Origin of the sequence: Aquamicrobium sp. LC103 (genome assembly GCF_001014615.2) — a bacterium.
Classification (GTDB): domain Bacteria; phylum Pseudomonadota; class Alphaproteobacteria; order Rhizobiales; family Rhizobiaceae; genus LBCQ02.
The window spans coordinates 360,209-378,587 of sequence record NZ_LBCQ02000001.1 but is presented as its reverse complement, the minus strand read 5'-3'; the positions used below and the strand labels follow the sequence as shown (position 1 = coordinate 378,587).

The window sequence follows — 18,379 nt, the reverse complement described above, 5'->3', positions numbered from 1 at the left end:
CAAGGACAACGACCCGAGACGGAAAGTCCCTTTGCCCCCTTTGAGGCCATGCTGGGGAAGGCCTTGGGAGGTTAGGCGCAGGTCACGCCACGACGAGAATGTCGTCGAGACCCTGATTCGTCAACTTGTCGCGAAATCTACCGACCTTCGCGCCCGACGCCCCTCACCCCTGTCCCCAGGGGCCGTGGTGCTCGCCGGGCTCGTCGATGCGCTCGAAGCCGTGGGCGCCGAAGAAGTCGCGCTGCGCCTGGATGAGGTTGGCGGTGCCGCGCGCCTGGCGGAAGCTGTCGAAATAGCCGAGCGCGGCCGACAGCGCCGGCACCGGCAGGCCGGCGAGCGCCGCATGCGCCACGATCCGCCGCAGCGAGGGGTGCGCCTCCTTCATCATCTGCACGAACTCGTCGATGAGAAGCAGGTTCTCGGCCTCCGCGTCGGCCTCGAAGGAGGCCGCCAACGTGCTCAGGAACTGCGAGCGGATGATGCAGCCGGCGCGCCAGATGCGGGCGATGGTGGCCATCGGCAATTGCCATTTGAATTCCGACGAGGCCTCCGCCATCACGGCGAAGCCCTGCGCATAGGCCGCGATCTTGCCGGCGAAGAGCGCGAGCTCCAGGTCGTGCAGGAAGTCCGCCTCGGGGCTCGACGCCTTCGCGCGCGGCGCCTTGCCGTAGGCTGCGGCGCCCGCCAGGCGCTGGTCCTTCTCGGCCGACAGGCTGCGCGCCGCCACCGCCTCCTCGATCGCCGTCGCCGGCACGCCCATCATCAGCGCCTCGATCGCGGACCAGCGGCCGGTGCCCTTCTGGCCGGCGCGGTCGAGGATCATGTCGACCATCGGCTTGCCGCTCTTCGGGTCGCCGGCCTTCAGCACGGCGGCGGTGATCTCGATCAGATAGGAATTGAGCCGGCCCTCGTTCCATTTCTCGAAGACCGGAGCGATGTCGCCCGCTTCCAGGCCGAAACTGTCGCGCAGGATGCCGTAGATCTCGGCGATCATCTGCATGTCGGCATATTCGATGCCGTTGTGGATCGTCTTGACGAAATGTCCGGCGCCGCCTTCGCCGAGCCAGGCGCAGCAGGGCTCGCCCTCGTATTTGGCGGCGATGTCGGTCAGGATGCTCTCGACGCGCCGATAGGCCTCCTGCTTGCCGCCGACCATGATCGAGGGGCCGTGGCGCGCGCCTTCCTCGCCGCCCGACACGCCCATGCCGATGAAGGTCAGCCCGCTGCCCTCGAGCTTGGCGAAGCGGCGCATCGTGTCGCGGAAATTGGCGTTGCCGGCGTCGATGATGATGTCGTCCTGCGAGAGCAGGTCGCGCAGCCCGTCGATCTGCTCGTCCACCGCCTTGCCGGCCTGCACCATGAGGATGATGGGGCGCGGCGGCTTGATCTGCGAGACGAGCTCGGCGAGCGAGGCGCAGGGCACGAGGTTCTGCCGCAGCTCGCCCGCATTCTCGAAGAATGCGCCGGTCTTGGCGGAGGTACGGTTGTAGACGGCGACGGCGTGTCCCTTCTCGGCGATGTTCAGGGCGAGGTTGGAGCCCATCACACCAAGGCCGATCAGTCCGATTTCAGCTTTCGACATATCAGGCGTTTCCCGTCTTGCTGTTTTTGTGGTTTTGCAAGTTTTAACCTTGATGATGAAGGGCGCCTCGCGCGAACGTCAACCGGCGATGACGCATGGCTGGCATGCGACATCGTGTACCCTGCGTCAGGAGGAAGCAGCGGAGCTCGCGGGCTCTATCGTTTGCGCCGCTTGCGGCCGTAGAGCTCGAGCCGGTGGTGGACGATGTCGTAGCCGAGCGAGCGGGCGATTTCCTGTTGAAGCTCCTCGATCCTGTCCGACTGGAACTCGATCACGTCGCCCGTCTCGATGTCGATCAGGTGGTCGTGATGCTCGCCGATCGCCGGCTCGAAGCGCGACGGGCCGCCCTCGAAGGCGTGCCTGTGGATGGCGCCGACGCCCTCGAGCAGCTTCATGGTGCGGTAGACCGTCGACAGCGAGATGCTGGCGTCGATGGCCACCGCGCGCCGGAAAATCTCCATCGCGTCGGGATGGTCGCCGGCGTCCGACAATATGCCGAGAATCACCCGGCGCGGGCGCGTGATGCGCACGCCGGCATTGCGCAATTCGCGCTCGTAGTCGGGCTTCTGGCTCTGCGATTCGGTCATCGCCGGACTATGCTCCAGATGCAAACGGGTTGCAAAGCGCCGCCGCGGCCGCATGCCCCCGGAGGTTGCTCGTTCTCGTTTCCAGTTGCAAACGATTTGCAATTGCATTGACGCTGGGCGGACGCCGCGCTATCTAGGGCGAGGATTGGCCAATCCGTTCCCGATGATGCCCATCATTCCGAAGCCGGAGTCCTCATGTCGTTCACACGTATCCTGACGTTCATCCTCACATGCCTGTTGGCCGCGCCGGCCGCCGCCCAGGAAGGCGACAAGATGAAGGTGGTCACCACCTTCACCGTCATCGCCGACATCGCAAGCAACGTCGCCGGCGAGGCGGCGACCGTCGAATCGATCACCAAGCCGGATGCCGAGATTCACAACTACCAGCCGACGCCGGGCGACATCCTCAAGGCGCAGGATGCCGACCTGATCCTGTGGAACGGGCTCAATCTCGAGCAATGGTTCGAACGCTTCTTCCGCAATCTGCGCGACGTGCCGAGCGTCGTCGTCTCGGAAGGCGTCGAGCCGATGGGCATCGGCGAAGGCCCCTATGAGGGCAAGCCCAATCCGCATGCCTGGATGTCGCCTTCCGACACGCTCATCTATGTCGACAACATCGCCGCTGCCTTCGCCGAGAACGACCCGGAGAACGCCGCCGTCTACGAGGCGAATGCCGCGGCCTACAAGGACGAGATCGAGGCCACCATCGCGCCGATCCGCGAGGCGCTTTCGGCGATCCCGGAGGAGCGGCGCTGGCTCGCCACCAGCGAGGGCGCCTTCAGCTACCTGGCGCGCGACTTCGGCCTGAAGGAACTCTACCTGTGGCCGATCAACGCCGACGCGCAGGGCACTCCGCAGCAGATCCGCAAGGTCATCGACGAGATGCGCGAGCACAAGGTTCCCGCCATCTTCAGCGAGAGCACGGTTTCGTCCAAGCCGGCCGAGCAGGTGGCGCGGGAGACTGGCGCGAAATATGGCGGCGTGCTCTATGTGGATTCGCTGAGCGATGCCGGCGGTCCCGTGCCGACCTATCTCGACCTTCTGCGGGTGACCACCGAGACGATCGCCAACGGGCTTTCGGCCAACGGGACTTCCGCCAAGGGACCTTCGGAATGAATGAAAACGTCCTCGGGACAGCAGGGACCGGCGCTCATGGCGCCGGTCTTGTCGTCGACCGCGTCACCGTCACCTACCGCAACGGGCAAACCGCCCTGCGCAATGCCAGCTTCGCCATTCCCCAGGGCACGATCACCGCGTTGGTCGGCGTCAACGGCAGCGGCAAGTCGACCCTCTTCAAGGCGATCATGGGCTTCGTGCCGCTGGCGGCGGGCTCGGTCTCGATCATGGGCGAGGCGGCGGGCCGTGCCTTGAGGCGCAACGTGGTCGCCTATGTGCCGCAGAGCGAGGACGTCGACTGGAACTTCCCCGTCCTGGTCGAGGACGTGGTGATGATGGGCCGCTACGGCCATATGAACTTCCTGCGCATTCCCACCGCGCGCGACCGCGGGATGGTGGACGAGGCGCTCGCCCGCGTCGGCATGCAGGATTATCGCAAGCGTCAGATCGGCGAGCTTTCCGGCGGCCAGAAGAAGCGCGTCTTCCTTGCCCGCGCGCTGGCCCAGGAGGGCCGTGTCATTCTGCTCGACGAGCCCTTCACCGGCGTCGACGTCAACACCGAGGAAGCCATCATCTCGCTCCTGCGCACCCTGCGCGACGAAGGCCGCATCATGCTGGTCTCCACCCACAATCTCGGCAGCGTGCCGGAATTCTGCGATCGGGCGATCCTCATCAACCGCACCGTGCTGGCGGCGGGCCTGACCGAGGACGTCTTCACCCGGCGCAACCTGGAAAAGGCCTTCGGCGGCGTGCTGCGCCACTTCGTGCTGGGCGGGGCCGACCTGCACGAGGACGAGGATGCGCGCCAGGTGACGGTGCTGAGCGACGACGAGCGGCCGGTGGTGCTCTATGGCGAGCAGACCCGCTCGACCGGCGGAGCATCCGCGCCGGCGGGGCCGGAAGAAGGCCGCGTGGGTCGGAGAACGCAATGACGATGCCTGGTGAGATCCTCATCAATCCTTGGAGATCGCGGGGTGAGAACGCCGGCGGATCGGAAGCAGCCGCTTCCCGCCGCGCCGTCGACCCAGCCATGCGCGAGGTCGCGGCATGAGCGTCCTCCTCGAACCGTTCTCCTACGGCTACATGGTCAACGCCATGTGGGTCTCCGCGCTGGTCGGCGCGGTCTGCGCCTTCCTTTCCGCCTATCTGATGCTGAAGGGCTGGTCGCTCATCGGCGACGCGCTCTCGCACTCGATCGTGCCCGGAGTCGCCGGCGCCTATATGCTCGGCCTTCCCTTCGCGCTCGGCGCGTTCTTCTCCGGCGCGCTGGCGGCGGGTGCCATGCTCTTCCTCAACCAGCAGACGAAGCTCAGGGAAGACGCCGTCATCGGCCTGATCTTCACCTCCTTCTTCGGCCTCGGCCTGTTCATGGTGTCGCTGTCGCCGACCTCGGTGAACATCCAGACCATCGTGCTCGGCAACATTCTCGCCATCACGCCGGCCGACACGATCCAGCTCGTCATCATCGCCGGGGTCTCGCTGGCGATCCTGATGGTCAAATGGAAGGACCTGATGGTCACCTTCTTCGACGAGAACCACGCGCGTTCGATCGGATTGCGGCCGGGCCTCTTGCGCATCCTGTTCTTCACGCTGCTTTCGGCCTCGACGGTCGCCGCCCTGCAGACGGTGGGAGCGTTCCTGGTCATCGCCATGGTGGTCACGCCCGGCGCGACCGCCTATCTGCTTACCGACCGGTTCCCGCGGCTCATCATGATCAGCGTGGCGATCGGCGTGCTGTCGAGCTTCGTCGGCGCCTATGCCAGCTATTTCATCGACGGCGCGACCGGCGGCATCATCGTCGTGCTGCAGACGCTCGTCTTCCTCACCGCCTTCTTCCTCGCGCCCAAGCACGGCTATTTCGCCGCGCGCCGGCAGGCGCGGCTCGCGCTCCAGGGAGGCGAGGGATGAGTTTCCTCGACACGCTTCTTCTCCCCTTCGCCTTCCCGTTCATGCAGCAGGCCTTCGTCATCGCGCTGCTGGTGGCGGCGCCGATGGGGCTGCTGTCGTCCTTCCTCGTGCTCAAGGGATGGTCGCTGATGGGCGACGCGATCAGCCACGCCGTGCTGCCGGGCATCGTGCTCGCCTATATCGCCGGCCTGCCGCTGGCGCTCGGGGCATTCGCCGCCGGCATGGTCTGCGCGCTCCTGACCGGCTTCCTCAAGGACAACAGCCGCGTCAAGGAAGACACCGTCATGGGCGTCGTCTTTTCCGGCATGTTCGGTCTCGGCATCGTGCTCTACATCGCCATCGAGACCGAGGTTCATCTCGATCACATCCTGTTCGGCGACATGCTGGGCGTGACCTGGGGCGACATCGCGCAGGCCGGCGTCATCGCGGCGGCGACGCTGCTCGCGGTGGGGCTGTTCCGCCGCGACCTGCTGCTGCAGGCCTTCGACGCGCAGCACGCCCGTGCGATCGGCCTGCCGGTGCGCTTCCTGCATTACGGGCTGCTCGCGGTCATCTCGCTCACCATCGTCGGCGCGCTGACGGCGGTCGGCATCATCCTGGCGATCGCCATGCTGATCGCGCCGGGCGCGATCGCGTTCCTCCTGACGAAGCGGTTCGAGCGGATGCTCGTCACGTCGACGCTGGTCGCCATGGCCTGCGCCTTCGGCGGGGTCTATCTCGCCTTCTTCATCGACAGCGCTCCGGGCCCGACCATCGTCCTCCTGATGACCATCGTGTTCATCGGCGCGTTCGCCCTGTCGCGGTGGCGCGACACGCGGCAGACGGCTTCCACGGGCGAAGCGCCGACGGCCAAGGTGCTGCGCTAGAGGCTCCTCCCCTGCGAAGCGGGGAAGGGGGTTCAGTGGTAATCTGAAACGGTCCGGCGAGACTACTCCGCCGCCCGTGCGAGGCTCGCGAAGGATTTGCCGTCCGCGTCGAAGATGTGCAGGTTGCGGGCCTCGGCCGTGAGTTTCAGGATCGCGCCCCGCGCGATTTCCCGGCTGCCGGGCAGCTTGACGATCAGCGGCTCGCCCTCGCGGGCGATGTCGACATAGGCGAGCTGAACCTCGCCGAGCTGCTCGATATAGTCGACCTTGCCCTCGAACAGCACGCCGCCGTCCAGGTCCGCCGCGATGTGGAGATCCTCGGGCCGCACGCCGAAGCTCGCCTGCGTTCCCGCCGCGCTCGCGGGCGTCTCGACCGGCACATGCGCCACCACGCCGCCCGCGAGCCGCACGGCCGTCGGTCCGCCGGCCCGCTCGATCGTCGCGGGGACGATGTTCATCGAGGGCGAGCCGATGAACTTCGCCACGAACAGGTTTCCGGGGAGGCAATAGAGGTCCAGCGGCGAGCCGATCTGCTCGATATGGCCGTCCTTGAGCACGACGATGCGGTCGGCCAGCGTCATCGCCTCGACCTGGTCGTGGGTGACGTAGATCATGGTGGTGTTCGGCATGCTCTCCTTGAGCTTGGCGATCTCGATGCGCGTGGCCACCCTGAGCGCGGCGTCGAGATTGGAGAGCGGCTCGTCGAAGAGGAACACCTTCGGGTCGCGCACGATGGCGCGGCCGATCGCGACGCGCTGGCGCTGGCCGCCTGAGAGTGCCTTGGGAAGCCGGTGCAGATATTGCGTGAGCTGCAGGATTTCGGCGGCCTCGCGCACCCGCTTGTCGATCTCCGCCTTGCTCGCGCGTGCGATCCGCATGCCGAAGGCCATGTTGTCGTAGACGCTCATATGCGGATAGAGCGCGTAGGACTGGAAGACCATGGCGATGCCGCGCCGGGAAGGCGGCACGTCGTTCATCACCTCGCCGCCGATCTCCAGCATGCCGGAAGTGATCTCCTCGAGACCGGCGATCGTGCGCAGCAGGGTCGATTTCCCGCATCCCGACGGCCCGACGAAGACGATGAACTCGCCGGATCCCACGTCGAGATCGACGCCGTGCAGGATTTCCAGATTGCCATAGGCTTTCCGGACATTCCGAAGCTTGAGATCGGCCATGCTCTCCTCCCCCTCGCGGCCCTTCTTTTTCTCTTATCCGAGCCTTCCGAACCAGGCTTCGTAAGGGCCCAGCCTGATCGTTCCGCCGTCGGCCTCGCCGCCGAGGCCGTGCCCTTCCAGCGGCGCCGGCAACGTTCCGTCCCGCAGCGAAACCAGGCTCTCGACGCTCCCCAGATTGAACACGCACAGCATCTCCTCGTTGCCGTGGCGCCGGGTGAAGGCGATGACGTTGCCTTCCGTTCCGAGAAAGTCGATGCTTCCCTTGATCAGCGCGGGATGCTCGGAGCGGAACTTCAGCATGCGGCGATAATGTTCGAGCAGCGAGTTCCTGTCGCCGGTCTGCGTGTTGGCCGCCATGGTGATGTGTTCCGACGGCACCGGCAGCCACGGCTTGCCGGAGGTGAAGCCGGCGACGGGGCGGTTGGAATCCCACACCATCGGCGTGCGGCAACCGTCGCGCCCCTTGAATTCCGGCCAGAAGCGGATGCCGTAGGGATCGTGCAGATCCTCGAAGGCGAGGTCGGCCTCGCTCAGGCCGAGCTCCTCGCCCTGATAGATGCAGACCGAGCCGCGCAGCGACATCAGCAGCGCCGAGATCACCTTCAGATAGGCCGCGCGGTCCTCCTCGCTGTCGGCCCAGCGGCTCGCATGGCGCATCACGTCGTGATTGGAGAAGGCCCAGCACGACCAGCCGTCGCTCGCCACTTGTCCGAAAGCTTCGAGAATGGCGCGCACGCGCGCCGCGCCCGGCTTGTCGGGGCTCAGGAAGTCGAAGGAATAGCACATGTGGATGCGGTCGCCGCCGGACGTGTAATCGGCGACGATCTCCAGCCCGCGCTCGGAATCTCCCACCTCGCCGACGGCGGCGGCGGCCGGGAACTCGTCCAGGACGGCGCGGAAGCGCCGCAGGAACTCGATGTTCTCCGGCCGGCTCTTGTCGTAGAGGTGGCTCTGGTAGTTGTAGGGATTGACGGCCGGCGCCGTCGAATAGTCGCGCGCCTCCGGCGCCAGCGGCGGATTGTCCTCCAGCCCCCTGGAGTGGAAGTAGAAGTTGATCGTGTCGAGGCGGAAGCCGTCCACGCCGCGTTCCAGCCAGAAGCGCGTCACGTCGAGGAGCGCATCCTGGACTTCCCGGTTGTGGAAGTTGAGGTCCGGCTGCTCGGCCAGGAAGTTGTGCAGGTAATATTGCTGGCGGCGCGTGTCCCACTGCCATGCCGAGCCGCCGAAGATCGAGAGCCAGTTCGTGGGCGGAGTGCCGTCGGGGCGCGCGTCGGCCCAGACATACCAGTCGGCCTTCGGATTGTCGCGCGAGACGCGGCTCTCCTTGAACCAGGGATGCATGTCGGAGGTATGCGACAGCACTAGGTCGATCATCACCTTCAGCCCGAGCCGGTGGGCCTCGGCGATCACCGCGTCGAAATCGTCGAGCGTGCCGAACATCGGGTCGACGGCGCAATAGTCTGCCACGTCGTAGCCGTAGTCCGCCATCGGCGATTTGAAGAAGGGCGATATCCAGACCGCATTTGCGCCGAGCGAGGCGACGTGCGGAAGCCTCGTCAATATGCCGCGCAGATCGCCGACGCCGTCGCCGTCCGAATCCTGAAAGGAGCGCGGATAGATCTGGTAGATCACCGCCCCGCGCCACCAGTCGCGGTCGATTGCAGTCGAGGCGTTGTCGCGGCCCTGCTTTTCCGATGCCTGCATGTTTCCCTATCCACCTTTGACCGAGCCGGCGAGCAGCCCGCGAACGAAATAGCGCTGCAGCGAGAAAAAGACGAATAGCGGCACGATGATGGAGACGAAGGCCGATGTCGTCAGGATTTCCCAGTTGCCGCCGTGCGAGCCGAGCAGCGCGTTGAGTTTGCCCGTGAGTACGAGCTGGTTCGCCCCCGACCCGAGGAAAACCATCGCGACGAGCAGATCGTTCCATACCCACAGGAATTGGAAGATCGCGAAGGAGGCGAGCACCGGGAAGGACAGCGGCAGCACGATCTTGACGAATATCTCGAAATCGCTCGCCCCGTCGATCCGCGCCGATTCTATGATCTCCTTGGGCAGGTCGGCGATGTAGCTGCGCAGCAGGTAGATCGCGAAGGGCAGGCCGAAGCCGGTATGCGCGAGCCAGATGCCGAGATAGGTCTTGGCCGGCACGCCGAAGAAGGCGCCGACGCCGTTATAGAGCTTGAGCAGCGGTATCAGCGCCATCTGCAGCGGCACGACCAGGAGCCCGATGACGACGGCGATCAGGATCGCGCGGCCGGGGAATCTCATCCAGGCCAGCGCGTACGCGGCGAAGGCGGCGATCAGGATCGGGATGATCGTCGCAGGGATCGTCACCGTCAGCGAATTGATGAAGGAGCGGCCGATCCCCTCCGAAAAGAGCACGGTTTCGTAGTTCTCGGTGGTGAAGCGCGGCGGCGTCGTCGCCTGGAAATAGACGCGCTGTCCGCGGGCGCCCTCGAAGGGGCGCGGCGACATGTGTTCGAAGGACCCGTCCTCGTCGATCCGCAGCGTCTCGCCGTCGCCGAGCTCCGCGTTATCGCCCGCCTCGTACTTCGTCGGCTCCTGGACACGCGTGCCGAACGCGACGATGCGGCGGCTGTCGCCTTCCTCGAGGAGATTGCCGGCGATGACGAACCTGCCGTCGCGTTCCGTCTGCGCCTCGGAGGCCGGCAGCCGCCCGACATCGTTCCGCGCCGACGTCGCCAGCGCCGTCCACCAGCCGGAGGCGGCGATCTGGTCCTTGTCGCGCAGCGACGAGACGAGGATGCCGAGCGTCGGAACTGTCCAGACCGCGACGAAGAAGAGCACGGCGAGATGGACGCCGAGGCGGGAACCGGGGGATCTTCCCGCTGCCGCCGCCATCTCAGTGTCCTCCGCTCTCGCGCGTCGCGCTGCGGATGTTCCAGATCATGATCGGCACGACGGCGAGCATGATGACGATCGCGATCGTCGCGCCCCGGCCGAAATCGCCGCCGCCGCGGAACATCCAGTCGAACATCAGATTGGCGAGCACCATCGTGTTCCACTGGCCGTTGGTCATCGTCAGCACGATGTCGAAGACCTTGAGGACGAGGATGGTGATGGTCGTCCAGACCACCGCGATCGTTCCCCATATCTGCGGCACCATGATCTTCCAGAATATCTGGAAACCGTTCGCGCCGTCTATCGTCGCCGCCTCGATGGTCTCGTCGGGAATGCCGCGCAGGGCCGCCGACAGGATCACCATGGCGAAGCCGGTCTGGATCCAGATGAGGATCGCCATCAGGAGGAAATTGTTCCAGAACGGCGTCGAGATCCAGACCTGCGGCGTGCCGCCGAAATACTGGACGATGGCGTTGAGCGCGCCGATCTGGGTCTGGCCGGCGCCGCGATATTCGTAGATGAACTTCCAGATGACGCTGGCACCGACGAAGGAGATGGCGAGCGGCATGAAGATCAGGCTCTTGGCGATCGCCCCCCACCAGATGCGGTCGGTGAGCACGGCGATGACGAGGCCGAGAAAGGTGCAGGCGGCCGGCACCACGGCGAGCCACAGGAGGTTGTTGAAGATCGCCTGGCGGAATTCCCGGTCGCTCCCGGCCCATTGGTAGTTCGCCAGCCCGACGAAGTTCTGCCCGCTCCGGTCCATGAAGGAAAGCCGCAGCGTCTCGAAGACGGGATAGATCAGATAGATCGTCAGGACGAGCAGCGCCGGGCCGAGGAAGAGCCAGGGCCGGATCATGCCCTGGCGGCGCAGATTGTCGATCGCGGTGGCCCCTTTCACCCCGCGCGCGGGAAAGATCAGGTCGAGCAGCCGGTTCGCGCCCCAGAAATAGGCGACGCATCCGGCAACGCCGAGCACCACCGTCAGGATCGCGGACAGAATCTGGCCGGTCATCGCTCCCTCTCCCCTGGACGTTGCTTCGACGGCGCGGGCCGCGCCGGCGTTCGTTCAAGCGCGGTCGGCGAATCTGAAGGATCGCGTCGCGCTTTGACGGCTTCGGTCCGATCCTATTTTATCGCGTCCCAGCTCGACTGAACTTCCTTGGCGACGTCCTCGGCCGATTTGCCGCCGACGAGATCGACCATGCCCGTCCAGAACGAGCCGGCGCCGATCTTGCCGGGCATGAGGTCCGAGCCGTCGAAGCGGAATGTGGTGGCCTCGGCGAGTATCTCGCCCTGCTTCTTCAGCGCGTCGTTGGCATAGGCCTCGATGTTGACGCTCTTGAAGGGCGTGACGAAGCCCGACTGCGCCATCCAGAGCTCGTGCGCCAATGGCATCTTGAGGAAGTCGATGAAGGCGCGGGCGCCTTTCGAATCCTTCGTGATCATGGCGAGCGTGCCGGCGCCGAGCACCGGCTTGCCGAGATCGGGCTTGGATTCGTAGGTCGGGAAATAGAAGAAGTCGGCGTCCACGCCGAGCTCGGTCCCTTCCGGGAAGAAGGACGGGATGAACGAGGCCTGGTGATGCAAATAGCATTTCGGCGGAATGTCGAAGAGCCCTTTCGGGCTGTCGCGGAAATCGGTGGCGGCGACCGCCGCCGCGCCGCCGCTGACATAGGCGTCGTTGGTCGCGATGTCGGCGAAGACCTGGAGGGCTTCCACCACTTTCGGGTCGTCGAACGGCATCTCGTTGGTCGTCCACTGGTCGTAGACCGACGGCTCGTGCAGCCGCAGCATGATGTCCTCGACCCAGTCGGTCGCCGGCCAGCCGGTGGCGCCGCCGGAGCCGAGCCCGATGCACCAGGGCGTGCCGCCGTCCTCGACGATCTGGTCCTGCAGCGCCAGCAGTTCCTCCATCGTCGCCGGCACCTCGTAGCCGGCTTCCTCGAAATTGTCGGGCGAGTACCAGACCAGCGATTTCACGTCGGCCTTGTAGGGAAAGGCGAAGAACTGCTCGTTGCCGTCCTTGTCGCGGTAGGTGCCGAGATCGACCCAGGATTCGCCGGCGCCGTAATTCTGCGCCACCCATTGCGCGTTCTCCTCGCCGAGCGGCGTCAGCAGGCCCTTGGAGGCGAGATCCTGGATCAGGCCGGGCTGCGGCAGGATCGCGACATTGGGCGGGCTGCCGGCCTGCGTGTCGATGACGATCTGCTGCTCGTAATTCTCCGACGAGGAATAATTGACGGTTGCGCCCGTCGCTTCGCGGAAATATTCGAGCACGCTCTGGATCAGGTCCTCGTCGGCCCCGCGCCACGGGCCGAAGACCGTCAGCGTCTCGCCGTTGAGGTCGACCTTCTCGAGCTCCTCGAAATCGGACCAGGTGAAGCGGCTGTCCTCGCCGGGGGCGAATTTGAGTTCGGCCTGCGCGGGGACCGCGTAGAGACCGATCGCCGCGAGCGCCGCACCGACCGTCAGCTTGGTTTTCATGTTCTTCCTCCCGTTCGATTTTTCAGAAATCCCGGAAGAACCGCACCTCCCGCATTCGCTCCGGCCCGGGCATGAACGACACCGCATATGCTTGGCGTCATCATCCTAAATAGAAAAGACGAGTGTCAAGCCAAGTTGTTCAATCGATTTAATTGGCGAGACCTGCGCAACCGGAAATGCGGAGTCAGACGATCACCCTTTCCGTCATGCCCCAGCGTTTCTCGATCGGCCCGCGCCGCAGGCTGAGCGCGATCAGCAGCGTGCCGCAGAGAATGCTCGCGAAGGTGGCCGCCGCGGGCGCGCCGAACAGGAACGGCGTCAGGAGCAGCGCCGCGCCCAGCGGAATGTTGGCGAAGCGGACGGCCCGGCCGACTTCGGAGAGCGCGATGACGCCGAAGGTGACGACGAGCGAGCCGATAACGTGATCCGCATCGGCCATGCCGCCCTCCGTGCCGAGCGCGAGGCGCGTGAACATCAGCCACAGGCCGATCGTGATGACGGCAAGCAGGTTCCAGGGCGCTCCGACGCCGCCGCCGACGAGATCGGCGAGCACGGCCCGCGGCGGCCGCTCGAACGTGTTCGGTGTCGGGCCGACATCGCCCTCGTCGGTGTCGCCGGTGAAGAAGATGCGCAGCACCGGCGCGCCCTGGCGCTTGCGCCGCAACAGGAACTCGCCCGTGGCAGCCAGCTCGTCGAGTGAATAGGGGATCTGCAGCAGCATCGCGGCCGTACCCACGAGGCAGAGCGTGCACCAGGTGCCGATCACGATCGGCTGTATGATGATGAAGCCGACCGAGACGATGCCGAGCGGCACGATCAATATGCCGAAGAGCGTGACGAGCCACGGCATGGTGCGCCACCGCCTTCGCGAGCCGGTGATGCCAGTGAGTATCTCCAGCACGTAGACCAGCGCGCCGACGCCGGCGTCCGGCACCGGCCAGGTTTCCGAGACGGCGGAGGTGACGATGTCCTCCGTCCCGTTCCTGTCCGGCACGGTGCCGCCGAAGAAGGGGTCCCAGGCGCTCTCGATATGGCCGAGCTGATAGGCGGCCAGATAGCGCGAGAAATAGAGCCCGACGAACGCGAGCAGGATGATCGGCGCACGCTGTAGCCAGCCGGAGGGATTGTAGCTCCAGCCGGGGGGCGTGTCCGGTCCGGTCAGTTCCGCCGCCGGGCTGATCCCCGGCGTCGGGCGTACGGCCGCGGCGAAGCCGATGGCAAGCGTGCCCACCAGCGTCCCGTTGAGATAGGCGGCGGCCGAAGGCGTCCAGAAGACGAGCGGCGCGAAGAGCAGCCACAGGCCCACCGCCGCCGCGCCCCAGCGGGCGATGCCCATGCGCCAGGAGAGCGAGAGAAGTCCGAGCACGAAGAGGGCCAGCCCGGAGACGACATCGCTCCAGCCCATCCACGTGCCGGAGTAACCCATCGTCGCCGGCGAGACGATCAGCCAGGTGCCGAGCGCGGCATTGGCGAAATGCGCCCAGAGGTTCCGCTGATGCTCGCGCCGGAACTTCTCCTCATGGGCGCGCCGCAGTTCCTCTGGCTGCTCCTCGGCGGCGGCTGCGGTCTCGAGCCAGGCGGGCGGCGTGACGCCGTTGCGCCTGTACCAGCCGAGCGGGTCGCGCTTGAGCGAGGCGACGAGCTTGGGCAGCGTCGCCGTCATGGTCTCGTGCGGCTCCCAGCCGAGCAGGCGGCGCGCCCGCGTGATGTCGAGCGCGTAATGGTCGTCCGCCATCTCGATCATGAACGGGCGGATGAAAGGTTTCTCGCCGCGATCGAAATCGTCCGGCACCAGCGGCTCGGCCTTCTCCTCCACCCACGCGCCGGCCTTGGCGAGCGGCTTCGGCAGCGTCAGCGTCGTCCATACCTTCTCGCCGTGGACGAGCGCGCCGATCCGGTCCTGAAGTTCGTCATAGGGCAGGGCCTCCGGCTCGCCGGCGAGAATGACGGCGTCCGCCGGCAGGTCGTTGCGCTTTTCCACCGCCAGGCGGAAGAGCCGCATCATGTCGGTCCGATGGATGAAGGACTGCCCGGCCTCGATGTCGCCGGCATAGAGCCTGCTCTTCATGTCGCGTTCGTAGATGCGGGCGATCTGGTTGGCGAGCGTCGGCACGGCGCTCTCGTCGTCATAGAGGCCGGCGAGATGGAGGAGCAGGTAGGGGATCTTTCCGTGCTCGGCGCGTATCGTTTCCTCGGCTTTCGCCTTGGATATGGGATAGGCCCATTTCGGCGCCACCGGCGTCTCCTCGTCGATCCGCTCGCCGGGCGCGCCGGCCCGGTGGATCAGCATCGTGCCGGAATAGATAAAGCGCCCGACCTCGAACTCCTGCAGCGCGCGCAGGAGGTTTTTCGTGCCCTCCACGTTCACCTTCTCGTAGAGCGGGCTCTCCTCGCCGGTGAAGTCGAAATAGGCGGCGAGATGGATCACGGCGGCGATATGCCCGCCATGCCGGCGGCGGAATTCGCCGAACGCCTGCTCGACCGAGCGGGCGGAGGAAAGATCGATCTCGATGAGCGGGAAGTCGGCCTTCTTGCCCTTGACGTCCAGCCCGACGACGGCATGGTCGCGGGAGAGCTCCCCGGCAAGGGCGCGGCCTATGCTTCCCGCCGCGCCCGTGATCAATACTGTCGGCCTGCCGTCTGAGGTCATCTTCCCTTCGCTTGCATGGCTGTCGCAACAGCTTGCCAACGAGGGGGGCGAGGGATCGTTCCCCGATCGGGTCGGCCCGTCAGGGCAGTACGGCGGTCGCCTCGATCTCGACCAGCGCCTCGTCCTCGATGAGGGCCGCCACCTGCACCATCGTCATCGCCGGAAAATGCCGGCCGAGAACGTCGCGATAGGCCTCGCCGATGCCCTTGAGATTGGCGAGATAGTCCTTCTTGTCGACGACGTACCAGGTCATGCGCACGATGTGCTCCGGCCTGCCTCCGGCCTCGGCCAGCACCTCGACGATGTTCTGCAGGACCTGCCGCGTCTGCGAGGCGAGATCCCTTGCCTCGAAGACCTGATCGGCGTTCCAGCCGATCTGCCCGCCGAGGAAGACCAGACGCTCCTCGGCCAGCACGCCGTTGGCGTAGCCGCTCGCCTTCTTCCAGTTCGCCGGATGGAGTTTCCGGTGCGGGGTTTCGGATGCGGTCATTTTCCAGTCCTCCAATGAGCGGCGGTTCGAGCCTGCCGCCGCACTCAAAACTCAGACGCCGAGATAGCGGTCCTGCAATTGCGCGGTGAGATCGTCCGGACGGCCGGTCCAGACCGTGCGGCCCTTCTCCAGGACGAAGCAGCGGTCGGCCGAGGGCAGCAGCTCCGACAGCGTCTTGTCGACGATCAGGATCGACTGGCCCTCCGCCTTGAGCTTGCGGATGACGGTCCAGATGTCCTGCCGGATGACGGGCGCCAGCCCCTCCGTCGCCTCGTCGAGAATGAGCAGGTCGGGATTGGTCGTCAGCGCGCGGCCGACCGCCAGCATCTGCTGTTCGCCGCCGGAAAGCGTGCGTGCGAGCTGGTCGCGCCTTTCGGCGAGGCGCGGGAAGAGCCGGTTGACCTCGTCCACCGTCCATCGGCCCTTGCGGGCGGCGGCCGTCAGGTTCTCGGCGACTGTCAGGTTGGGGAAGCAGCGCCGTCCTTCCGGCACGAGGCCGATGCCGAGCCGCGCGATCCGGTAGGGCTGCAGCCCGGCGATCTCGCGGCCGCGGAAGCTGATCGAGCCGGATTTCGCCGGCGAAAGCGCCAGTATGGAGCGGATCGTCGTCGTCTTGCCCATGCCGTTGCGGCCCATCAGCGCCACGACCTCGCCCTCGGCGACGTCGAGTTCGACGCCGAACAGCGCCTGGCTCGCGCCGTAGAAGGTCTCGACGCCCCTGGCTTCAAGCAGCATGGCGAACACCTTCGTGGTTTTCGCCGTGACACCCCCACCCCTTACCCCTTCCCACAAGGGGGAGGGGGGCGTTGACGTTTAGTCGTGGCCGGGATCGGTCTGCTTCTTGGCAGGCACGGCATTTCAGATTTCCCCTTCCCCTTGTGGGGAGGGGTAAGGGGCGGGGGTGCAGGAAGAATCGGGAACGGCTCATGTCCCGTCTCCCAGATAGGCCCGGCGCACCTCGGCATTGCCGCGGATCTCGTCGACCGTGCCGCTGGCGATGACACGACCGTAGACGAGAACCGAGATGCGGTCGGCAAGCGCGAAGACGGCGTCCATGTCGTGCTCGATCAGGAGGATCGGCGCCTCCTCGCGCAGGCGGTCGAGGAAGCCGGTCAGCGCCTTCGAGCCTTCCGGGCCCATGCCGGCCATCGGCTCGTCGAGCAGGAAGGCGCGCGAGCCGAGGGCGAGCGCGATGGCGATCTCGAGCTGGCGGCGCTCGCCATGCGAAAGCTCGGCGGCCGGAACACGCGCGCGGTCCCTCAGGCCGACGCGCCCAAGCGCTTCCATCGCGGGTTCGACCAGCGAGCGATCGCGCATCACCGGCTTGAAGAAGCGGAAGGACGAGCCCTGCCGCGACTGCACCGCGAGCATCACGTTGCGCAGCGCCGAGAATTCCGAGGCGAGCGACGACACCTGGAAGCTGCGGCCGAGCCCTCGCCGGGCGCGTTCCGCCGTGCCGAGATGGTCGATCCGCTCGCCGAGGAAGCTGATTTCGCCGCTGTCCGGTTTCAGCGTCCCGGCGATCTGGTGGATGAGCGTCGACTTGCCCGCCCCGTTCGGGCCGATCAGCGCGTGGATCTCGCCCGCGCGCAGGTCGAGGCTGACATGCTCGGTCGCCTTCAGCGCGCCGAAGCTCTTGCAGAGATCGTCGATCTTGAGGACCGGCTCAGCCATGGCGTGCCTTTCCCGCGATCAGGCCGATGAGGCCGCCGCGTGCGAAGAGGACGACGCCGAGCAGCGCCAGCCCGAGGAAGAGCTGCCAGCGCTCGGTCAGCCCGCCGAGGATATATTCGAACATGACGAAGAGCATCGCGCCGGCGACCGGCCCGAACAGGCGCCCGACGCCGCCGAGGATGATCAGCACGATGAACTCGCCCGACATGTGCCAGGACAGCATCGACGGGCTGACGAAGCGGTTGAGGTCGGCAAAGAGGGCGCCGGCGAGCGCGGTGATCATGCCGGAGATGACGAAGGCCGCGAGGCGGACGCGGAACGGCCTGATGCCGACCGAGGCGACGCGGACGTCGTTCTGGCGGGCGGCCTGCAGGGCCGCGCCGAAGCGCGAGTTGCGCGCCAGGGCGAAGACCAGCAGCGCGGCGAGCAGCACTGCGTAGCAGATCAGGAAATAGTTGAGCGGCACCGCGGTGTTGACGCCGGGAAAAGCGTTGCGGACATAGATCGACAGCCCGTCCTCGCCGCCATAGGCCGGCCAGGAGATAGCGAAATAATAGGTCATCTGCGCGAAGGCGAGGGTGATCATGATGAAATAGACGCCCGAGGTGCGCAGGCTGATGGCGCCGATCGCCAGCGCGAGCAGCCCGCCCACCACGATCGCCACGGCCCAGATGACCAGCATCTGGTTGGTGCCGGGAATGGCGAAGGGGAAGGCGGCGAGCGGCGTCGCGTTGAAGGCGTGGGTGGCCATGATGCCGGCGACATAGCCGCCGACGCCGAAGAAGGCCGCATGGCCGAAGGACACCAGCCCGCCGAGGCCGAGCGCTATATTGAGGCCGACGGCCGCCAGGCCGAGGATCGCCATGCGTGTCGCGAGCGTCACGTAGAAGGGCTTGCCGATCTGCATGGCGACGAGCGGCAGCGCCAGCAGCAGCAGGGCCAGGACGATGTTGATCGTGGTTTCGCGGGAAAGCTTCAT

Annotated in this window: 17 protein-coding genes; 5 read left to right on the top strand and 12 right to left on the bottom strand. The window is 66.1% G+C overall.

Annotated elements, in window-relative coordinates:
* Positions 1–163 precede the first annotated feature (163 nt).
* Together gndA and XW59_RS01830 are read right to left on the bottom strand one after the other, a co-directional pair.
* The gene (gene gndA / locus XW59_RS01835) at positions 164–1,636 is read right to left on the bottom strand and encodes an NADP-dependent phosphogluconate dehydrogenase (RefSeq protein WP_281406218.1); all 1,473 of its coding nucleotides are present in this window, start codon (positions 1,634–1,636) and stop codon (positions 164–166) included.
* Positions 1,637–1,737: 101 nt separating this feature from the next.
* Complete coding sequence (locus XW59_RS01830; RefSeq protein ID WP_047145400.1) at positions 1,738–2,169, bottom strand: Fur family transcriptional regulator; 432 nt, start codon at positions 2,167–2,169, stop codon at positions 1,738–1,740.
* Between the two features lie 195 nt (positions 2,170–2,364).
* Here XW59_RS01830 and XW59_RS01825 point away from each other — a divergent pair, with 195 nt between their 5' ends.
* From XW59_RS01825 to XW59_RS01810, 5 genes are read left to right on the top strand one after another with little or no spacing between them, the layout of a single operon-like run.
* Positions 2,365–3,285: a metal ABC transporter substrate-binding protein gene (locus tag XW59_RS01825; RefSeq protein WP_047145399.1), complete on the top strand. Its 921-nt coding sequence runs from the start codon at positions 2,365–2,367 to the stop codon at positions 3,283–3,285.
* The gene (locus tag XW59_RS01820) at positions 3,282–4,217 is read left to right on the top strand and encodes a manganese/iron ABC transporter ATP-binding protein (RefSeq protein ID WP_047145398.1); all 936 of its coding nucleotides are present in this window, start codon (positions 3,282–3,284) and stop codon (positions 4,215–4,217) included. Before XW59_RS01825 ends, XW59_RS01820 begins: the two co-directional genes overlap by 4 nt.
* Positions 4,214–4,336 (top strand): hypothetical protein, encoded by a 123-nt coding sequence (locus tag XW59_RS29760; protein WP_281406214.1) that lies wholly within the window; start codon positions 4,214–4,216, stop codon positions 4,334–4,336. The genes XW59_RS01820 and XW59_RS29760 overlap by 4 nt, the downstream gene beginning before the upstream one ends.
* On the top strand, positions 4,333–5,193 hold the full coding sequence (locus XW59_RS01815; RefSeq protein WP_047145397.1) for a metal ABC transporter permease: 861 nt from the start codon (positions 4,333–4,335) through the stop codon (positions 5,191–5,193). Before XW59_RS29760 ends, XW59_RS01815 begins: the two co-directional genes overlap by 4 nt.
* Positions 5,190–6,059, top strand: a complete 870-nt coding sequence (locus XW59_RS01810) for a metal ABC transporter permease (protein WP_047145396.1) — start codon at positions 5,190–5,192, stop codon at positions 6,057–6,059. Before XW59_RS01815 ends, XW59_RS01810 begins: the two co-directional genes overlap by 4 nt.
* Before the next feature lie 62 nt (positions 6,060–6,121).
* On the opposite strand, the gene ugpC is transcribed toward XW59_RS01810, so the two are convergent.
* The 10 genes from ugpC to XW59_RS01760 form a co-directional block, all read right to left on the bottom strand.
* Entirely contained in the window at positions 6,122–7,234 is a 1,113-nt protein-coding gene (ugpC, locus tag XW59_RS01805) for a sn-glycerol-3-phosphate ABC transporter ATP-binding protein UgpC (RefSeq protein ID WP_047145395.1), read from the bottom strand.
* A 33-nt stretch (positions 7,235–7,267) separates the two neighbouring features.
* Positions 7,268–8,938, bottom strand: coding sequence for an alpha-glucosidase (locus tag XW59_RS01800; RefSeq protein WP_047145394.1), 1,671 nt, complete (start codon positions 8,936–8,938; stop codon positions 7,268–7,270).
* A 6-nt stretch (positions 8,939–8,944) separates the two neighbouring features.
* Complete coding sequence (locus XW59_RS01795) at positions 8,945–10,099, bottom strand: ABC transporter permease subunit (RefSeq protein WP_047145393.1); 1,155 nt, start codon at positions 10,097–10,099, stop codon at positions 8,945–8,947.
* A 1-nt stretch (position 10,100) separates the two neighbouring features.
* The gene (locus XW59_RS01790; RefSeq protein ID WP_047145392.1) at positions 10,101–11,114 is read right to left on the bottom strand and encodes a sugar ABC transporter permease; all 1,014 of its coding nucleotides are present in this window, start codon (positions 11,112–11,114) and stop codon (positions 10,101–10,103) included.
* Positions 11,115–11,227: 113 nt separating this feature from the next.
* A complete protein-coding gene (locus XW59_RS01785) occupies positions 11,228–12,586 on the bottom strand; it encodes an ABC transporter substrate-binding protein (protein ID WP_047145391.1) in 1,359 nt (452 codons plus the stop codon).
* Between the two features lie 184 nt (positions 12,587–12,770).
* A complete protein-coding gene (locus XW59_RS01780; protein ID WP_047145390.1) occupies positions 12,771–15,236 on the bottom strand; it encodes a vitamin K epoxide reductase family protein in 2,466 nt (821 codons plus the stop codon).
* A 79-nt stretch (positions 15,237–15,315) separates the two neighbouring features.
* Positions 15,316–15,726 carry a RidA family protein gene (locus XW59_RS01775; RefSeq protein ID WP_047145658.1) on the bottom strand — a complete coding sequence of 137 codons (411 nt, stop codon included), beginning with the start codon at positions 15,724–15,726 and terminating at the stop codon, positions 15,316–15,318.
* Positions 15,727–15,777: 51 nt separating this feature from the next.
* Positions 15,778–16,461 carry an ABC transporter ATP-binding protein gene (locus tag XW59_RS01770; protein ID WP_047145389.1) on the bottom strand — a complete coding sequence of 228 codons (684 nt, stop codon included), beginning with the start codon at positions 16,459–16,461 and terminating at the stop codon, positions 15,778–15,780.
* Positions 16,462–16,650: 189 nt separating this feature from the next.
* A complete protein-coding gene (locus XW59_RS01765; protein WP_047145388.1) occupies positions 16,651–17,400 on the bottom strand; it encodes an ABC transporter ATP-binding protein in 750 nt (249 codons plus the stop codon).
* The gene (locus XW59_RS01760) at positions 17,393–18,379 is read right to left on the bottom strand and encodes a branched-chain amino acid ABC transporter permease (protein ID WP_047145387.1); all 987 of its coding nucleotides are present in this window, start codon (positions 18,377–18,379) and stop codon (positions 17,393–17,395) included. The genes XW59_RS01765 and XW59_RS01760 overlap by 8 nt, the downstream gene beginning before the upstream one ends.